We start from the raw sequence: 16,081 nt of genomic DNA, 5'->3' as shown, positions 1-16,081 counted from the left end.
CAATGCCGCGTTTCGCCGCCAATCTCTCGATGATGTTCACCGAGGTGCCGTTCCTCGACCGCTTCGATGCCGCCGCGCAAGCGGGCTTCACTGCCGTCGAGTTCCTCTTTCCTTACGAGCATCCGGCCGAGGCGGTCGGCGAGCGGCTGCGGCGCAACGGCCTGACGCAGGCGCTGTTCAACTTGCCGCCGGGCGACTGGAACGCCGGCGAGAAGGGTTTTGCGGCGCTCCCGGCGCGATTCAATGATCTCAAGGCGAGCCTGGAGACGGCGCTGCCTTATGCCAAGGCGACCGGCGCCAAGCGGCTGCACCTGATGGCCGGCATCGCCAACCGCGGCGAGCGCGTCGCGATCGAGGCCTTCTACAAATCGGTGGCATGGGCCGCGGAATTCTTCGCGCCGCACGGCATCGACGTCGTGATCGAGCCGATCAATGCGCGCAACGTGCCCGGCTACTTCCTCAACGATTTCGGCTTCGCACGTGATCTGATCCAGGAGCTGAGGCTCGCGAACCTGAAACTCCAGTTCGACATTTATCACTGCCAGATCATCCATGGCGACGTCACCATGCGGCTGCGCGAGATGATGCCGATCATCGGCCACATCCAGATTGCCAGCGTTCCCTCGCGCAACGAGCCTGACGGCGAGGAGTTGAACTATCCGTTCCTGTTCGAAGAGCTCGACCGGCTCGGCTATGCCGGCTTCGTCGGCTGCGAATACAATCCGCGCGGCAAGACCACCGACGGCCTCGCCTGGTTCAAGCCTTATGCTGGAGTGAAGTCGTGACACTTGCGTTGGGCTGCATCGCCGACGACTATACCGGCGCCTCCGACCTCGCCAATACGCTGACGCGCGCTGGCTTGCGTACCGTGCAGACCGTCGGCGTGCCTGCGGACGATCTCGCGCTGCCCGAGGTCGACGCCGTCGTGGTGTCGCTGAAGAGCCGCTCGATCGAGGCGGGCCTTGCCGTGTCGCGCTCGCGTGCGGCGGAGGCGTGGCTGCGCGGCCGCGGCGCGGGCCACGTCTTGTTCAAGATTTGCTCGACCTTCGATTCCACCGATGCCGGCAATATCGGTCCCGTCATGGACGCGCTGCGCGCCGATTGCGGCGAGGGTGCCGTTCTGGTGACGCCGGCCTTCCCGGAGACCGGCCGTACCGTCTACCAGGGCAACCTCTTCGTCGGCGCCGTGCCGCTCAACGAGAGCCCGCTGAAGGACCATCCGCTCAACCCGATGCGCGATTCCAATCTGGTGCGCGTGCTGGCGCGTCAGAGCAGGACGCAGATCGGCCTCGTCGATCTCGCCACCGTCACGCGCGGGGCGGATGCCGTGCGGGCGCGACTGGCCGAGCTGGCGGGCAAGGGCATCGGCGCTGCGATCATCGACGCCGTGTTCGATCGCGACCTCGAGACCATCGGCCTTGTCGCCGCCGGACATCGGCTCTCGGTCGGTGCCTCCGGCATCGGCCTTGGGCTCGCGCGCGCGTTGGTGTCGACGGGCAAGGTCAAGTCGGCGTCGCCGAGCGGCGAAACCGGCGCTGCGGTCGGCGGGCTGGCGGCCTGCCTTGCCGGAAGCTGCTCGCAGGCGACGCTTCAGCAGATCACCAACGCCGAGCGCATCATGCCGGTGCTTCATCTCGATCCAGACCGCATCATTTTGGGGGCAGGCGAAGTGCAGCGCGCGCTGGACTGGGCAAGACCACGACTGGGCGAGGGTCCGGTGCTGATCGCATCGAGCTCGACACCCGATCAGGTCACCGCGCTGCAAGCGCGCCACGGTCGCGACGCCGCCGGCCATGCGATCGAGCAGGCCATGGCCGATATCGCAGAAAACCTCGTCAAATCAGGCGTGCGGCGACTGATCGTTGCCGGCGGCGAGACGTCCGGAGCCGTTGTCGATCGGTTGAAGATTCCCGGATTTCTCGTGGGAGTGGAAATTGCGGCAGGCGTTCCGGTGCTGCGCGCGGTCGGCGCCGAAAGCGACATGCTGCTCGCTCTGAAGTCCGGAAATTTCGGCGGCGGAGAGTTTTTCTCCGATGCGCTTATGCTCATGCGCTGAGCACAGTGCATTCTTTGCTGCCTGTTCATTTCATTGGGCTCCGTACTCGTACGGAGTCGCAGTTAACATTTGCGCAGGTGCTCTGGTGTTGGATGTCGGTGCCGCTCCTTTTAGTTGATTCGTAAAGTTTCCGGACGCGCCACCGCGTCAGCACAAAGAGACCCGATTATGCTCGCCACCATTTCCATCCGCGCCAAGATTATCAGTGTCGTGGCGTTCCTGCTGGTCGTGATGGCCGGCATGGGGCTGCTCGCCGTCATGAAGATGCGGACGATCAACGCCAACACCGTCGATATCACCACGAACTGGATGCCCAGCGTCCGCGTGATCGGCGACCTCCGTGCCGGCGCCATCACCTACCGCAACGTGATCCGCGAGCACATGCTGGCGGAGACACTGGAGGAAAAGCTTGCGGCCGAGAAAACCCTGGCAACAGTGGTCGAGGCGAACACGAAGTTCCGCAAGTCTTATGAGGGTATGATCGCCTCGCCCGAAGAGAGAGCACTTTACAGCGATTGGTCGAAAAAGTGGGAAGAGTACAAGAATGGCACCCAGGAAGTCATGGCGCTGTCGCGCCGGGATGCCAACAAGATCCCGCACGACGCGCACGAGTTGGACAGCAAGACAGTCAACAAGATCGGGCTTGAGGCCGATGCCATCCTGGCCAAGGATATCGAGCTCAACACCAAGGGCGGTGATCAGGCCGCTGCGGATGCCGCCGATACCTTCTATTACGCCTTCATGCTGGTTGCGATCATCCTGGGCGCCGCCGTCATCTCCGGCATCAGTGTCGGCTTCTACCTCGTCCGCGACGTCTCCAGCGGCATCAATTCGATCATCCAGCCGATGCAAGCGCTCGGCAAGGGCGACCTTTCCGCCGAAGTCCCGCATCGCGGCGAGAAGACCGAGATCGGCGCCATGGCCGACGTGCTCCAGATCTTCAAGGAGGCGCTGATCGCCAAGAAGGCCGCGGACGAAGCCGCCGCGGCCGATGCCGAGGCCAAGATCGAGCGCGGCCGCCGCGTCGACAACATCACGCGCGAATTCGAAACGATGATCGGGGAGATCGTCCAGACCGTGTCGTCGGCCTCGAGCCAGTTAGAGGCCTCCGCCTCGACCCTGACTGCGACCGCCGACCGCTCGCAGCGGCTTGCGACCACGGTTGCCGGTGCTTCGGAGGAAGCCTCGACCAACGTGCAATCGGTGGCCTCGGCCACGGAGGAGATGGCGTCGTCGGTCGGCGAGATCAGCCGTCAGGTGCAGGAATCGGCGCGGATGGCGGGCGATGCCGTCGGCCAGGCGCGTGCCACCACCGAGCGCGTCAGCGAACTCTCCAAAGCCGCCTCGCGCATCGGGGATGTCGTCGAGCTGATCAACACCATCGCCGGCCAGACCAATCTCCTGGCGCTGAATGCCACCATCGAGGCGGCGCGCGCGGGCGAAGCCGGTCGCGGCTTCGCTGTCGTCGCCTCCGAGGTGAAGGCGCTCGCCGAGCAGACCGCGAAGGCGACCGGCGAAATCGGCCAGCAGATTTCCGGCATCCAGGCGGCGACCAACGACTCGGTCGGTGCGATCAGGGAGATTTCCTCGACCATCGAACGTCTGTCGGAGATCTCGTCGGCGATCGCGGCGGCGGTGGAAGAGCAGGGCGCGGCGACGCAGGAGATCGCCCGCAACGTGCAGCAGGCCGCGCAGGGCACCCAGCAGGTGTCGTCCAACATCACCGACGTTCAGCGCGGTGCGACCGAGACCGGCACAGCCTCCTCGCAGGTGCTGTCGGCGGCCCAGATGCTGTCGAACGATTCGAACCGGCTCAAGACCGAGGTCGGCAAGTTCCTCGCCAACGTCCGTGCGGCGTAGGACGCGCAGCTGCATGGCTGCGATGTAGATTCCGCAGTGCGGTAGCAGGGAAGTGAATGCGTGAAAGCCGCCGGAGGTTAGCGTTTCCGGCGGTGCTCAGGTAAAGGGGACGGAGGATCCCCGTGGGGGCGGATTCCGTATCCCTGCCTGACCTGGAATTTCCTGGCGCATGATTGCTCTGGTCCGTATTGCCCTGAGCCGGCCTTATACGTTCGTCGTGCTGGCGCTGCTGCTGCTGATCATCGGACCGCTCGCGGCGCTGCGGACCCCGACCGACATCTTCCCGGACATCCGCATTCCCGTGATCGGCGTGGTCTGGCAGTATACCGGGCTGCCGCCGGATCAGATGTCAGGCCGCATCACCACGCCCTTCCAGCGCGCACTGACGACCACGGTCAACGACATCGAGCACATCACGGCCAACTCCTACAACGGTTTTGGCATCATCAAGATCTTCTTCCAACCTAACGTCGACATCCGCACCGCCAACGCGCAGGTGACCGCGATTTCGCAGACGCTGCTCAAGCAGATGCCGCCGGGTGCGACGCCGCCCTTGATCCTGAACTACTCGGCTTCTACCGTACCGATCATCCAGGTGGCGTTGTCAGGTGAGGGGCTCACCGAGCAAAACCTCGCCGACATCGGCATCAACCAGCTTCGCACCCCGCTGGTCACCGTGCCTGGCGCTGCGATTCCCTATCCATTCGGCGGCAAGCAGCGCCAGGTCCAGATCGACCTCGATCCGACCGCGCTCCAGGCCCGCGGCCTGTCCGGCCAGGACGTCGCCAATGCGCTTGCCGCGCAAAACCTGATCACGCCGGTCGGCACCCAGAAGATCGGCCAGTTCGAATACAACATCCAGCTCAATAACTCGCCGCTTCGGATCGACGAGCTCGGCAACCTGCCGATCAAGACCGTCAACGGCGCCATGGTCTATGTGCGCGACGTCGCCACCGTGCGTGACGGCAATCCGCCGCAGACCAACATCGTCCATGTCGACGGCAACCGCTCGGTGCTGATGATGGTGCTGAAGGCGGGCGCGACCTCGACGCTCGATATCATCGCCGGCATCAAGCAGAAGGTCATCGACGTCAAGGATCAGTTGCCCGACGCGCTCAGGATCGGCTTCATCGGCGACCAGTCGGTGTTCGTTCGCGGCGCGATCGAGGGCGTCGCCTTCGAGGGCGTGATCGCGGCGCTGCTGACCAGCGTCATGATCCTGTTGTTCCTCGGCAGCTGGCGGTCGACCATCATCATCGCGGTCTCGATCCCGCTCTCGGTGTTGGGCGCCATCATCATGCTGTCGGCGATCGGCGAGACGCTGAACATCATGACGCTCGGCGGCCTCGCGCTTGCGGTCGGCATCCTCGTCGACGACGCCACCGTCACCATCGAGAACATCAACTACCATCTGGAGCAGGGCAAGCCGGTCGAGCAGTCGATCCTCGACGGCGCCAACCAGATCGTGACGCCGGCGTTCGTATCGCTGCTCTGCATCTGCATCGTGTTCGTGCCGATGTTCTTCCTGACCGGCGTCGCGCGCTTCCTGTTCGTGCCGATGGCTGAAGCGGTGATGTTCGCGATGATCTGGTCGTTCATCCTGTCGCGCACTTTGGTGCCGACCATGGCGAACTACCTCCTGCAGGCGCATGTCCATCACGAGGGCGCTCCGCCGAAGTCGCGCAATCCTTTTGTCTGGTTCCAGCGCGGTTTCGAGGCACGGTTCGAGCGCGTCCGCGGCTTCTATCGCGGGCTGCTGGGCCTTGCACTGGCGCATCGCGCGGTGTTCGCGATCGGCTTCGTCTGCGTGGTCGGCGCGTCCTTCGCGCTGGTGCCGTTCCTCGGCCGGAATTTCTTTCCCGCGGTCGATGCCGGCAACATCCTGATGCATGTCCGCACGCAAGTGGGCACCCGCGTCGAGGAGACCGCCAATCAGCTCGCCGACGTGCAGAAAGCAGTCCGCAAGCTGATCCCCGGCGAGATCGAGACCATGACCGACAATATCGGCATGCCGATCTCCGGCATCAACATGACCTACAACAACACCGGCGTGATCGGCCCGCAGGACGGTGACATCCAGATCAAGCTGAAGGAAGGCCACAAGCCGACCGAAGAGCACGTCAAGGTGCTGCGTGAGCAATTGCCGCGGCTGTTCCCCGGCGTCAGCTTCGCGTTCCTGCCGGCCGACATCGTCAGCCAGATCCTGAATTTCGGCGCGCCGGCGCCGATCGACCTGCAAATCCGCGGCGCCAATCTCAGCGCCAACTTCGCCTATGCCAACAACCTGCTGGCCAAGGTCCGCAAGATTCCGGGCGTTGCCGATGCGCGCATCCAGCAGTCGCCGAACAATCCGACCTTCAACATCGATGTCGATCGCACCCGCGCGCAATATGTCGGCCTGACCGAGCGCGACGTCACCAACAGCCTCGTGGTCAATCTCGCCGGCTCCTCGCAGGTGGCGCCGACCTACTACCTCAATCCTGACAACGGCGTGTCCTACTCGATCGTGATGCAGACGCCGCAATACCAGATCGACTCGCTCAGTGCGCTGCAGACGCTGCCGATCACGGCTGCCGGCAACGCGCAGTCGCCGATCCTCGGCGGCATCGCCGACATCAAGCGTTCGACCTCGAGCGCGGTGGTGTCGCAATACGACATCCAGTCGATGGTGCAGATCTTTGCCACGACCTCGGGCCGCGACCTCGGCGCGGTCGCCGCCGACATCCGAAAAGTGATCGCCGACACCGCCAAGGAGGTTCCGAAGGGCTCGTCCGTGCTGCTGCTCGGTCAGGTGCAGACCATGAACAGCGCCTTCACCGGACTCTTGTTCGGCCTGCTCGGGGCCGTCGTGCTGATCTATCTCCTGATCGTCGTGAACTTCCAGTCGTGGTCCGATCCGTTCGTGATCATCACCGCGCTGCCGGCCGCGCTCGCCGGCATCGTCTGGATGCTGTTCACGACGGAGACCACCCTGTCGGTTCCGGCGCTCACCGGCGCGATCATGTGCATGGGCGTTGCCACCGCCAATAGCGTGCTCGTGATCTCCTTCGCGCGTGAGCGCTACGAGGAGCTCGGCGATCCCATCGCCGCCGCGCTCGAAGCCGGCTTCGTCCGGTTCCGCCCCGTCCTGATGACCGCGCTCGCCATGATCATCGGCATGGCGCCGATGGCGCTGGGGCTCGGCGAAGGCGGCGAGCAGAATGCGCCGCTCGGCCGCGCCGTGATCGGCGGCCTGATCTTTGCAACCTTCGCCACGCTGATGTTCGTTCCCGTGGTGTTCAGCATGGTCCACAAGAAACAAGGCGTCAAAGCCGCCGCCGCATTGGAGACTCCGCATGTCGCCCACTGAACCCCGCTCGGCGGTGTCGCACCGGAAACTGGGCATCTTCGGCGTGGTGGCGTTGATCGCGGCGGGCCTTGTCGTCGGCACCGGCATCAGGGCCCGCGAGGAGCAGGGCATCAAGCTGAAGGAATGGACTGACGACCAGGCCGTTCCGAGCGTGGCGGTGACGCTGCCCAGCGCCAAGGACCTCAACGCCACCATCGATCTGCCGGGCCGATTGGAAGCCTACTACCGCGCGCCGATCTTCGCGCGCGTCTCGGGCTATCTGAAGAGCTGGAGTGCCGACATCGGTGCCCGCGTCAAAGCCGGCCAGGTGATTGCCGAGATCGAGGCGCCCGATCTCGATCAGCAGCTGCTGCAGGCGCGCGCCGACCTCGCCAGCCAGCAGGCCAGCGCCAGGTTGTCGGAGGCAACGCTCAACCGGCGCAAGACGCTGGTCGCCTCCAACTTCGTCTCGGCGCAGGAGATCGACGAACGCACCGCCGACCTCTCCAACAAGAAGGCGGCCGTCAATTCGGGGCAAGCCAATGTCGAGCGGCTGGAAGCGCTCGCTGGCTACAAGAAGATCACTGCGCCGTTCGACGGTGTCGTCACCGCGCGCGACACCGACGTCGGCGCGCTGATCAATGCCGGTGGCGGTTCGGGTCCGGCGATGTTCGTGATATCAGACATCACCAAGCTGCGCGTCTACGTCAACGTGCCCCAGAACTACGTGCCGGCGATCAAGATCGGCGCCAAGGCCACCATCACGCTGCCGGAATATCCAAACCGGACCTTCCAGGCGACGGTGGAGGCCTCCTCGCAGGCCGTCGATGTCGCCTCCGGCACCACGCGCATGCAGCTCGGGCTCGACAATTCCTCAGGCGAGCTGATGCCTGGCGGCTATGCCAGTGTGAAGCTGAACCTGCAGCGTGACGCCGCGCCGCTCAGCATTCCCGCCAGCGCCCTGATCTTCAACGGCAGCGGCCTGCGTGTGGCCACCGTCGGCGCGGACGACAAGGTGCGGTTCAAAACGGTGGCGATCGCCCGCGATCTCGGCCGCGAGATCGAGCTGGCCTCGGGGATTACCGCGGATGACCGCGTCATCACCGCTCCGCCCGATGGCTTGTCGGATGGCGATCCGGTTCGCGTCGTTGGCGCCGGCGCCAAGGGCAAGCCGGCGACCGCGTCCGAGAAGCAGCCGCCGCGGAGCTAAAGCATGATCCGGAAAAGTGCGAAGCGGTTTTCCGGAAAGATCATGCGTAAACAACAAGCTAAAGCGCGATGACGATTCATCCAAATCTCATCGCGCTTTAGGTCAGTCCAGTGCCCGGGACGCAGCGCAGCATGAAATGATGCGCTGCTGCGCCGGGATCCATCTCTCTCCCAGCGGTACACGTTGCTGTCTGAGTCAGCTACGCCACCCGCCACTCCGGCACGCCATCCGCAGCCATCGCTATCTCACCGAGCGAGCCCACCGGCGTGCGATCCATGTCGAGCAGATGCGCCAGCGTCGCACTATCGCTCGCCGGAATCCGCGCCAGCGTACGCCGATCATCGGTCGTGCGCAGCATCACCACGCCATGCTCGACATCGCCGCCGCGGCCGTAGAGCACGGTAAAGCTCTCGACTTTGCCCTTGCCTGAGGCCTCCGTGACGAACTCCGGCACCGCGTGCTTGTTGCGGTCGGCTTCGCCTTGCACGCTCGTCTCCTGCGCCAGAGACTCGCGCGGCGCCGTCTTCGACACCACCAGCGCGTGATGCTTGGTGACGAAGCCGCCCTGGCCGTAGAGCAGGCCGAGTCTTGCGCCGCCGCGCACACGCCGCACCATCGCGCAGGCCGCATGCGTCATGTAGGTGTTGAGCGGAGCGCCAAAGAAGGTGAGGCCGCCGGTCACGGTCGGCTGCACGTCGGCAGAAAGGCCCAGCGTCCGCCGCGCCATCTTGGGTACGCACGGAAAGCAGCTGTAGAGCTCGATCGCGTCGAATTTCCTGCCGTCGCCGCCGGCGAGGTCCATCACGCTTCTGAGCACCGCGTTCTGCGGATGGCTCTCGTAAAACTGGTCGCGCAACAGATAATCGCGCGGCTCTTCCGCCGAGGCGCCGCCGAGCGGATAGACCAGCTTATCTTGCGCGATACCGAGTGCCCGCGCCTTGGCAAGGCTCGTGAGCAGCAGGGCACCACCCATGTTGACGCTGGGATTGGCGACCATCAGCTTGTTATAGGGCCACGCGATCAGGCGGTTGTCGGCGGTCGGGGTCGTGATCTCCTCGGGCACATAGCGCCGCTTCAGCCAGGCATTGGGATTTTGTGCGGCGGCTTCCGAATAGCGCGACCACAGCGTGCCGGACTCCGCCATCGCCTCGCGCGGCGTCTGGCCCCAATGCGCAGCGGAGGCCGCCTCGTAGAAGGGATAGACCGTGACCGGGCGGAACACGCCGAGCTTCACCGCCAGCGGCTTCTGGAACGCCGCGCCGCGCTTGGGCTCCTCGACATCATGGGCGAACGGCGTCCATGGCAGCTTGACGCCGGCGCGCTCCGCCTTGGTCGCGGTCGACTGCGCCTCCGCGCCGCACACTGCGGCGACGCCGCATTCCCCGCGCGCGATGCGCTTGGCCGCTTCGTGGACGTAGCGGACCGGACTCTCGCCGCCGACCGGGCCGTAATAGCAATGCGCGGGCGAGATGCCGAAGCGCTGCGCCAGGAGCTTCTCCGGATCGCGATAGCGCCAGCTCAGGAAGTTGACGACGTCGAGCGACTGCACCTCGCCGAGCAGCTTTGCGCCGGCATCAGCCTCGGCGCGCCGCAGTGCCTGTTCGAGCAGATCGAGCGGCTCGAGACCATCGGTGATCTCTTTCGGGCGGTCGACGATCTCGCCAATGCCGACGATGACGGGGATGCGGTCTTCGGAGATGGGGTTCTTGTCAGTCATAATCTCGATTCACGACGTTAGTTGCTTCGTCAATTGCGAGGAGCCCGCGACAAAATTGCGAAGCAATTCTGCGCTGGCGACGAAGCAATCCAGAAATGGATCCGCGGAGGCAGTCTGGATTGCTTTGCTGCCCTCGCAATGACGATGTAGTGACTACTGCGCCACCAGCGCATTCATGTGCTCGACGGCTTCGGCGAACTCTTCCTTGAACTCCTGCACCACGGCACCCGCCGATTTCACGCTGTCGATCAGGCCGACGCCCTGGCCGACGAAATAGCTGACGAGATCGCGCGCCTTGGCGTTGCCGCTCGCGGCGGCTCGGTCGATGGAATGGAAGGCGTCGCGGCTGATGATGCTCTGCAGCGGCATCGGCAGCGCGCCCGGGCTGTCCGGCGCGCGGTCCCAGGCATCGGTCCAGACCGAGCGGAGCTGCCGTGCCGGCTTGCCGGTGCGGCCCTTGGAGCGGACGGCGTCGCGGGAGGACGCCGCGATCATCTTCTCGCGGAAAATCTCCGTGGTCTCGGCCTCGACGGTGGCAAGCCACACCGAGCCGGTCCAGACGCCGGCCGCGCCCATCGCCATGCAGGCCGCCATCTGCCGTCCCGTCATGATGCCGCCGGCCGCCAGCACCGGCACGTCGCGAATGGGCTTGATGGCCTTGATCACCTCCGGCACCAGCACCATGGTTGAGACCTCGCCGCAATGGCCGCCGGCCTCGGTGCCCTGCACCACGAGGATGTCGACGCCGGCCGCGACCTGGCGCAGCGCGTGCTCCTTGGCGCCGACCAGCGCCGCGACGGGGACGCCGCGCGTCTTGCCCATTTCGATCATCGCCTTCGGCGGCACGCCCAGCGCATTGGCGATCAGCCGGATCGGATGATTGAAGGAGACCTCCAGCAGCTGAAGCGCGGTCTTCGCATCGAACGGTTGCGGCTGGTTGTCCGCGACGTCGGTGGTGGTCAGTTCGATGTCGTACTTCTTCAGGAGATTTCGCGTGTAATCGCGGTGCTCTTGCGGCACGCGCGTTTCCAGGCTCTTCCAGGTGACGTCCTTCTCACCCGCGGTCGAGATGTTTTCGGGGATCAGCACATCGATGCCATAAGGCTTGCCATCGACGTGATCGTCGATCCACCTCAGCTCGCGCTCGAGCGTATCAGGCGTGTGCACGGTCGCGCCGAGCACGCCGAAGCCGCCGGCGCGGCTGACGGCGGCGACGACATCGCGGCAATGGCTGAAGGCGAGCAGTGGGAATTCGATGCCCAGCATGTCGCAGATCGGCGATTTCATGGTTCTCTCCCGGCAGCAGCCTTCCGCGTTGCTGTTGTTGTTTTGCTTGCGAAGGCCCCGCGACGCTAGCCCATCGTCGCCCGCGATGCCAATCCGGATTTGGCGGCGCATCTTGCGTACAGGCGCCACGAAGCGGATGAGCCATTCCGCTCTACAAAATAAGCAGCCCAGAGCCTGCCGATTTGCCTCTTGCGCTTTCGAGGACGAAAGCAAATGCTGGCGTACAACAACAGAAAAATCAGGGAGCGCCAATCAATGTCGTCAGCGCAATCGAACCCCGCCCGCGCCGCCGAGGCCTACGATGTGGTTGTCGTCGGCGCCGGCTTTGCCGGCATGTACATGCTGCATCGCTTGCGCGGGCTCGGCTTCTCCGCACGCATATACGAGCAGGGCGGCGGCGTCGGCGGCACCTGGTATTGGAACCGCTATCCCGGCGCGCGCTGCGACGTCGAGAGCATGCAATATTCCTACTCGTTCTCCGAAGAGCTCGAGCAGGAATGGGACTGGAGCGAACGCTACGCGCCGCAACCGGAGATCCTGAAATACGCCAATCACGTCGCCGATCGCTTCGATCTGCGTCGCGACATCCAGTTCAACACCCGGGTCGAGCGCGCTGTGTTCGACGAGCGCGCGGAGCGCTGGTCGGTGACGATCTCCGACGGCAAGACCGTTCAAGCGCAGTTCGTCGTGCTTGCCACGGGCTGCCTTTCGAATGCACGCAAGCCCGACATCAAGGGGCTCGAAGATTTCAAGGGGCCCGTCTACCACACCGGCGACTGGCCGCATGAAGAGGTCGACTTCACGGGCCTGCGCGTCGGCCTGATCGGCACGGGATCATCGGGCATCCAGTCGGCACCCGTCATCGCCGAGCAGGCGAAGCATCTCACCGTGTTCCAGCGTACAGCCAATTTCTCCGTTCCGGCCCGCAACGCCGCGCTGACCGCTGAGGAGCGCAGCGCGTTCCGCAGGAACTATCCCGAAATCCGTCGCTTCGCCCGCGAGGTCGCCCGCAATGGCATCTATGCCGCGCAGCCGGATCGTGGCGCGCTCGATGACGACGACGATGTCAGGCGCGCAAAGTATTCGGCGCGCTGGGAGCGCGGCGGGCTCACCTTCATGTACGCCTATAACAATCTCGCCCTCGACCGGGCCGCGAACGACACCGCGGCGGATTTCGTGCGCGGCAAGATCGCCGAGATCGTGAAGGACCCTGAGACCGCAAAGCTGCTTCAGCCGAACAGCCATCCGATCGGCACCAAGCGCATCTGCGTCGACACCGACTATTTCGCAACCTTCAACCGTTCCAACGTCTCGCTGGTCGACATCAAGATCAATCCGATTCAAGAGATCACCGCAAACGCCGTGCGCGTCGCGGGGAAGGACCACGAGGTCGATGCGCTGGTGCTTGCGACGGGATTCGACGCGATGACCGGCTCCGTCGCCAGGATCGACATTTTGGGTCGTGGCGGGCAGACGCTGAAGCAGAAATGGGCGGGAGGTCCAAAGACCTATCTCGGCCTGATGAGCGCGGGCTTTCCGAACCTCTTCATCATCACCGGCCCGGGCAGCCCCTCGGTCCTGTCGAACATGATCGTGTCGATCGAGCAGCATGTCGACTGGATCGCAGACGGCCTCCTCCACATGCGCAAGCAGGGCCTCGCGACGATGGAGGCGGGCAGGGAAGCCGAGGAGAGATGGGTGGCGCATGTCAACGAGATCGCCCACGGCACGCTCTATCCGCAGGCCAATTCCTGGTACATGGGGGCCAACATCCCCGGCAAGCCGCGCATCTTCATGCCCTATATCGGCGGCGTCGGCGTTTACCGGCGGATCTGCGAGGAGGTCGCCGCGAAGGGATATGAAGGATTTGTGATGAAGCATGAGGAGCAGCCGCAAGCCGCGGCGTCCTAGGTGGCGCCGTCATTCCGGGCTCGTCCTGCGGGTGCCCCGAAATGAGATGGGGAGGGGTGCCATGACAAAACGTGGAGTTGGCCCATCCGACAATGCATTTCGGCGCCCTTGTCATCGGCCGTTCGCGGGCTAATTAATGCAGGCGCATCTTTCCGCCGGAGCCCTTGCATGACTGACACCCCTTACGTGCCGCCCAAAGTCTGGACCTGGAACAAGGAGAATGGCGGGCAGTTCGCCAACATCAACCGGCCCATTGCCGGCCCCACCCATGACAAGGAGCTGCCGGTCGGCAAGCATCCCCTCCAGCTCTATTCGCTGGCGACGCCGAACGGGGTGAAGGTGACCGTGATGCTGGAGGAACTCCTGGCGCTCGGCCACAAGGGGGCCGAATACGACGCTTGGCTGATCAGGATCGGCAACGGCGAACAGTTCGGCAGCGGCTTCGTCGACATCAATCCGAATTCCAAGATTCCAGCGCTGATGGATCGTTCCGGCCCCGAGCCGATCCGAGTGTTCGAGTCCGGCTCGATCCTCCTCTACCTCGCCGAGAAGTTCGGCGCCTTCCTGCCGAAGGACATCAAGACCCGCGCCGAGGCGATGTCCTGGCTGTTCTGGCAGATGGGCAGCGCGCCCTATCTCGGCGGCGGTTTCGGCCATTTCTACGCCTATGCGCCGACCAAGATCGAATATGCCATCGACCGTTTCGCGATGGAAACCAAGCGCCAGCTCGACGTGCTCGACCGGCGCCTTGCCGACAACGAATATCTCGCGGGCAAGGAGTATACCATCGCCGACATGGCGGTGTGGCCCTGGTATGGCGCGCTCGCCAAGGGGCTGGTCTATGGCGCCGGCGAATTCCTCTCGGTACAGGACTACAAGAACGTGCAGCGCTGGACCGACCAGATCGCCAAGCGTCCGGCGGTGAAGCGCGGCCGCATGGTCAACCGCATCTCGGGTGACCCCGCCAGCCAGCTCCATGAGCGTCACGACGCATCCGATTTCGAGACCAAGACGCAGGACAAGCTCGCGCCCGCGATGTAGTTCGAACGGTGTAAGGTGGACAAAGCGAAAGCGTGCCCACCACTTCTTGCGAGGTCACGGTGGTGGGCACGGCGCGAAGAGCGCGCCTTTGCCCACTCTACGGCACCTCGTGACTCACGCCATGCTCAGCTCGTGGCGTCCGACCACCATCCAGTGCACCTCGTCCGGACCGTCGGCGAAGCGCAGGTGCCGCACGTCCTGGTACATCTCCGCGAGCGGGGTCCAGTGCGAGATGCCGGTGGCGCCGTGCATCTGGATCGCCTGGTCGATGATCTTGCAGGCGCGCTCCGGCACCATGGCCTTGACCATGGAGACCCAGACGCGGGCCTCCTTGTTGCCGAGCACGTCCATCGCCTTCGCCGCCTTCAGCACCATCAGCCGCATCGCCTCGATCTCGCAGCGCGCCTGCGCGATGATCTGCATGTTGCCGCCGAGATGGGCGATCTTCTTGCCGAAGGCTTCGCGGGTGAGGCCCCGCTGCACCATGAGGTCGAGCGCCTTCTCGGCCTTGCCGATGGTGCGCATGCAGTGATGGATACGTCCCGGGCCGAGGCGGAGCTGCGAGATCTCGAAGCCGCGGCCTTCGCCGAGCAGGATGTTCTCCTTCGGGACGCGCACATTGTTGAAGCGCATGTGCATGTGGCCGCGCGGGGCATGATCCTGGCCGAACACGTACATGGGGCCGAGCACCTCGACGCCGGGCGTGTCGCGCGGCACCAGGATCTGCGACTGCTGCTTGCTCGGCGGCGCGTCCGGATTGGTCTTCACCATCACGATGAGGATCTTGCAGCGGGGATCGCCGAGACCCGAGATGTAGTACTTCTCGCCGTTGATGACCCATTCGTCGCCGACGAGCTTCGCGGTGGTCGAGATGTTCTTGGCGTCGGAGGAAGCGACGTTCGGCTCGGTCATGACATAGGCCGAGCGGATTTCGCCGTTGAGCAGCGGCTTCAGCCACTTCTCCTTCTGCTCCTTGGTGCCGACGCGCTCCAGCACCTCCATGTTGCCGGTGTCGGGCGCCGAGCAGTTCATGGTCTCGGATGCCAGCGGGCTCTTGCCGAGCTCGGCGGCGATATAGGCGTAGTCGAGATTCTTCAGGCCCTGGCCGGTCTCGTCATCGGGCAGGAAGAAATTCCAAAGGCCTTCCTGCTTGGCCTTGTTCTTGGCCTTCTCCAGCACCTCGAGCTGCTTCGGCGTAAAACTCCAGCGATCCTCCTTGCCTTCGCCCGCCTTGGCGAACTCGATCGACATCGGCTCGACGGTGTCGCGGATGAACTTCTTGACGTGGTCATAGAGCGGCCGGACCTGGTCCGACATCCTGAGGTCGTTGAGTTCGTCGCCGGGATTGAGCGTGTAATTGGTGGTGCGGGGAATGTAGGTGTGTTTTGTCATTGTTCCTCCCGGGGACGCTGAGATCGTTCTGGGCGCAAGAATAGTCGCAGCGCTGCCAAAGTGCGAGCGCGCATTTTGCGCGCAAGCCATGCCATGCGATGGAATATCGCGAGGACGTTTGAAATGTTGTTTGAATGGGGCGGCGTAGGGAAGCGGCAGGTCCGCGCCTCACTCTCCGCTGTCATCGCCCGACTTGATCGGGCGATCCAGTACTCCGAAACGGCAGCGATTGAACCGAGAAGCTGCGGCGTACTGGATTCCCCGCCTCCGCGGGGAATG

Annotated in this window: 10 protein-coding genes; 7 read left to right on the top strand and 3 right to left on the bottom strand. The window is 64.3% G+C overall.

Annotated features, from left to right (window positions below; all coding sequences use genetic code 11):
* The first annotated feature begins 2 nt into the window (after positions 1-2).
* From otnI to EAV90_RS12995, 5 genes are all read left to right on the top strand, one after another.
* Positions 3-785, top strand: coding sequence for a 2-oxo-tetronate isomerase (gene otnI / locus EAV90_RS13020; protein ID WP_129143550.1), 783 nt, complete (start codon positions 3-5; stop codon positions 783-785).
* Positions 782-2,056 carry a 3-oxo-tetronate kinase gene (gene otnK, locus EAV90_RS13015; RefSeq protein WP_129143549.1) on the top strand — a complete coding sequence of 425 codons (1,275 nt, stop codon included), beginning with the start codon at positions 782-784 and terminating at the stop codon, positions 2,054-2,056. The genes otnI and otnK overlap by 4 nt, the downstream gene beginning before the upstream one ends.
* A gap of 168 nt (positions 2,057-2,224) precedes the next feature.
* Positions 2,225-3,916 (top strand): methyl-accepting chemotaxis protein, encoded by a 1,692-nt coding sequence (locus EAV90_RS13010; RefSeq protein ID WP_129143548.1) that lies wholly within the window; start codon positions 2,225-2,227, stop codon positions 3,914-3,916.
* Positions 3,917-4,085: 169 nt separating this feature from the next.
* On the top strand, positions 4,086-7,265 hold the full coding sequence (locus EAV90_RS13000; protein WP_129143547.1) for an efflux RND transporter permease subunit: 3,180 nt from the start codon (positions 4,086-4,088) through the stop codon (positions 7,263-7,265).
* Positions 7,252-8,454: an efflux RND transporter periplasmic adaptor subunit gene (locus EAV90_RS12995; protein ID WP_129143546.1), complete on the top strand. Its 1,203-nt coding sequence runs from the start codon at positions 7,252-7,254 to the stop codon at positions 8,452-8,454. Before EAV90_RS13000 ends, EAV90_RS12995 begins: the two co-directional genes overlap by 14 nt.
* A gap of 199 nt (positions 8,455-8,653) precedes the next feature.
* On the opposite strand, the gene EAV90_RS12990 is transcribed toward EAV90_RS12995, so the two are convergent.
* Both EAV90_RS12990 and EAV90_RS12985 read right to left on the bottom strand, forming a co-directional pair.
* On the bottom strand, positions 8,654-10,171 hold the full coding sequence (locus EAV90_RS12990; protein ID WP_129143545.1) for an acetyl-CoA acetyltransferase: 1,518 nt from the start codon (positions 10,169-10,171) through the stop codon (positions 8,654-8,656).
* 153 nt (positions 10,172-10,324) lie between these two features.
* The gene (locus EAV90_RS12985) at positions 10,325-11,458 is read right to left on the bottom strand and encodes a nitronate monooxygenase (protein WP_129143544.1); all 1,134 of its coding nucleotides are present in this window, start codon (positions 11,456-11,458) and stop codon (positions 10,325-10,327) included.
* Positions 11,459-11,713: 255 nt separating this feature from the next.
* Between EAV90_RS12985 and EAV90_RS12980 the strand changes: the two genes are divergently transcribed.
* Together EAV90_RS12980 and yghU are read left to right on the top strand one after the other, a co-directional pair.
* Positions 11,714-13,369, top strand: a complete 1,656-nt coding sequence (locus EAV90_RS12980) for a flavin-containing monooxygenase (protein WP_129143543.1) — start codon at positions 11,714-11,716, stop codon at positions 13,367-13,369.
* 168 nt (positions 13,370-13,537) lie between these two features.
* The gene (gene yghU, locus EAV90_RS12975; protein ID WP_122404258.1) at positions 13,538-14,410 is read left to right on the top strand and encodes a glutathione-dependent disulfide-bond oxidoreductase; all 873 of its coding nucleotides are present in this window, start codon (positions 13,538-13,540) and stop codon (positions 14,408-14,410) included.
* Positions 14,411-14,524: 114 nt separating this feature from the next.
* Here yghU and EAV90_RS12970 read toward each other — a convergent pair whose 3' ends face one another.
* On the bottom strand, positions 14,525-15,802 hold the full coding sequence (locus EAV90_RS12970) for an acyl-CoA dehydrogenase family protein (RefSeq protein ID WP_027571275.1): 1,278 nt from the start codon (positions 15,800-15,802) through the stop codon (positions 14,525-14,527).
* Between the last annotated feature and the right edge of the window lie 279 nt (positions 15,803-16,081).

The sequence above is a fragment of the Bradyrhizobium vignae genome (genome assembly GCF_004114425.1).
Classification (GTDB): Bacteria; Pseudomonadota; Alphaproteobacteria; order Rhizobiales; family Xanthobacteraceae; genus Bradyrhizobium; species Bradyrhizobium vignae.
Note: the sequence above shows the minus strand (reverse complement) of the source record. Positions and strands in the feature narration are given on the sequence as shown.

Excerpts from the sequence above, each read along its gene's own strand:
- otnI (WP_129143550.1), top strand. The coding sequence starts at position 3 with ATGCCGCGTTTCGCCGCCAATCTCTCGATGATGTTCACCGAGGTGCCG.
- EAV90_RS13010 (WP_129143548.1), top strand. The coding sequence starts at position 2,225 with ATGCTCGCCACCATTTCCATCCGCGCCAAGATTATCAGTGTCGTGGCG.
- EAV90_RS13000 (WP_129143547.1), top strand. The coding sequence starts at position 4,086 with ATGATTGCTCTGGTCCGTATTGCCCTGAGCCGGCCTTATACGTTCGTC.
- EAV90_RS12995 (WP_129143546.1), top strand. The coding sequence starts at position 7,252 with ATGTCGCCCACTGAACCCCGCTCGGCGGTGTCGCACCGGAAACTGGGC.
- EAV90_RS12990 (WP_129143545.1), bottom strand. The coding sequence starts at position 10,171 with ATGACTGACAAGAACCCCATCTCCGAAGACCGCATCCCCGTCATCGTC.
- EAV90_RS12985 (WP_129143544.1), bottom strand. The coding sequence starts at position 11,458 with ATGAAATCGCCGATCTGCGACATGCTGGGCATCGAATTCCCACTGCTC.
- EAV90_RS12980 (WP_129143543.1), top strand. The coding sequence starts at position 11,714 with ATGTCGTCAGCGCAATCGAACCCCGCCCGCGCCGCCGAGGCCTACGAT.
- yghU (WP_122404258.1), top strand. The coding sequence starts at position 13,538 with ATGACTGACACCCCTTACGTGCCGCCCAAAGTCTGGACCTGGAACAAG.
- EAV90_RS12970 (WP_027571275.1), bottom strand. The coding sequence starts at position 15,802 with ATGACAAAACACACCTACATTCCCCGCACCACCAATTACACGCTCAAT.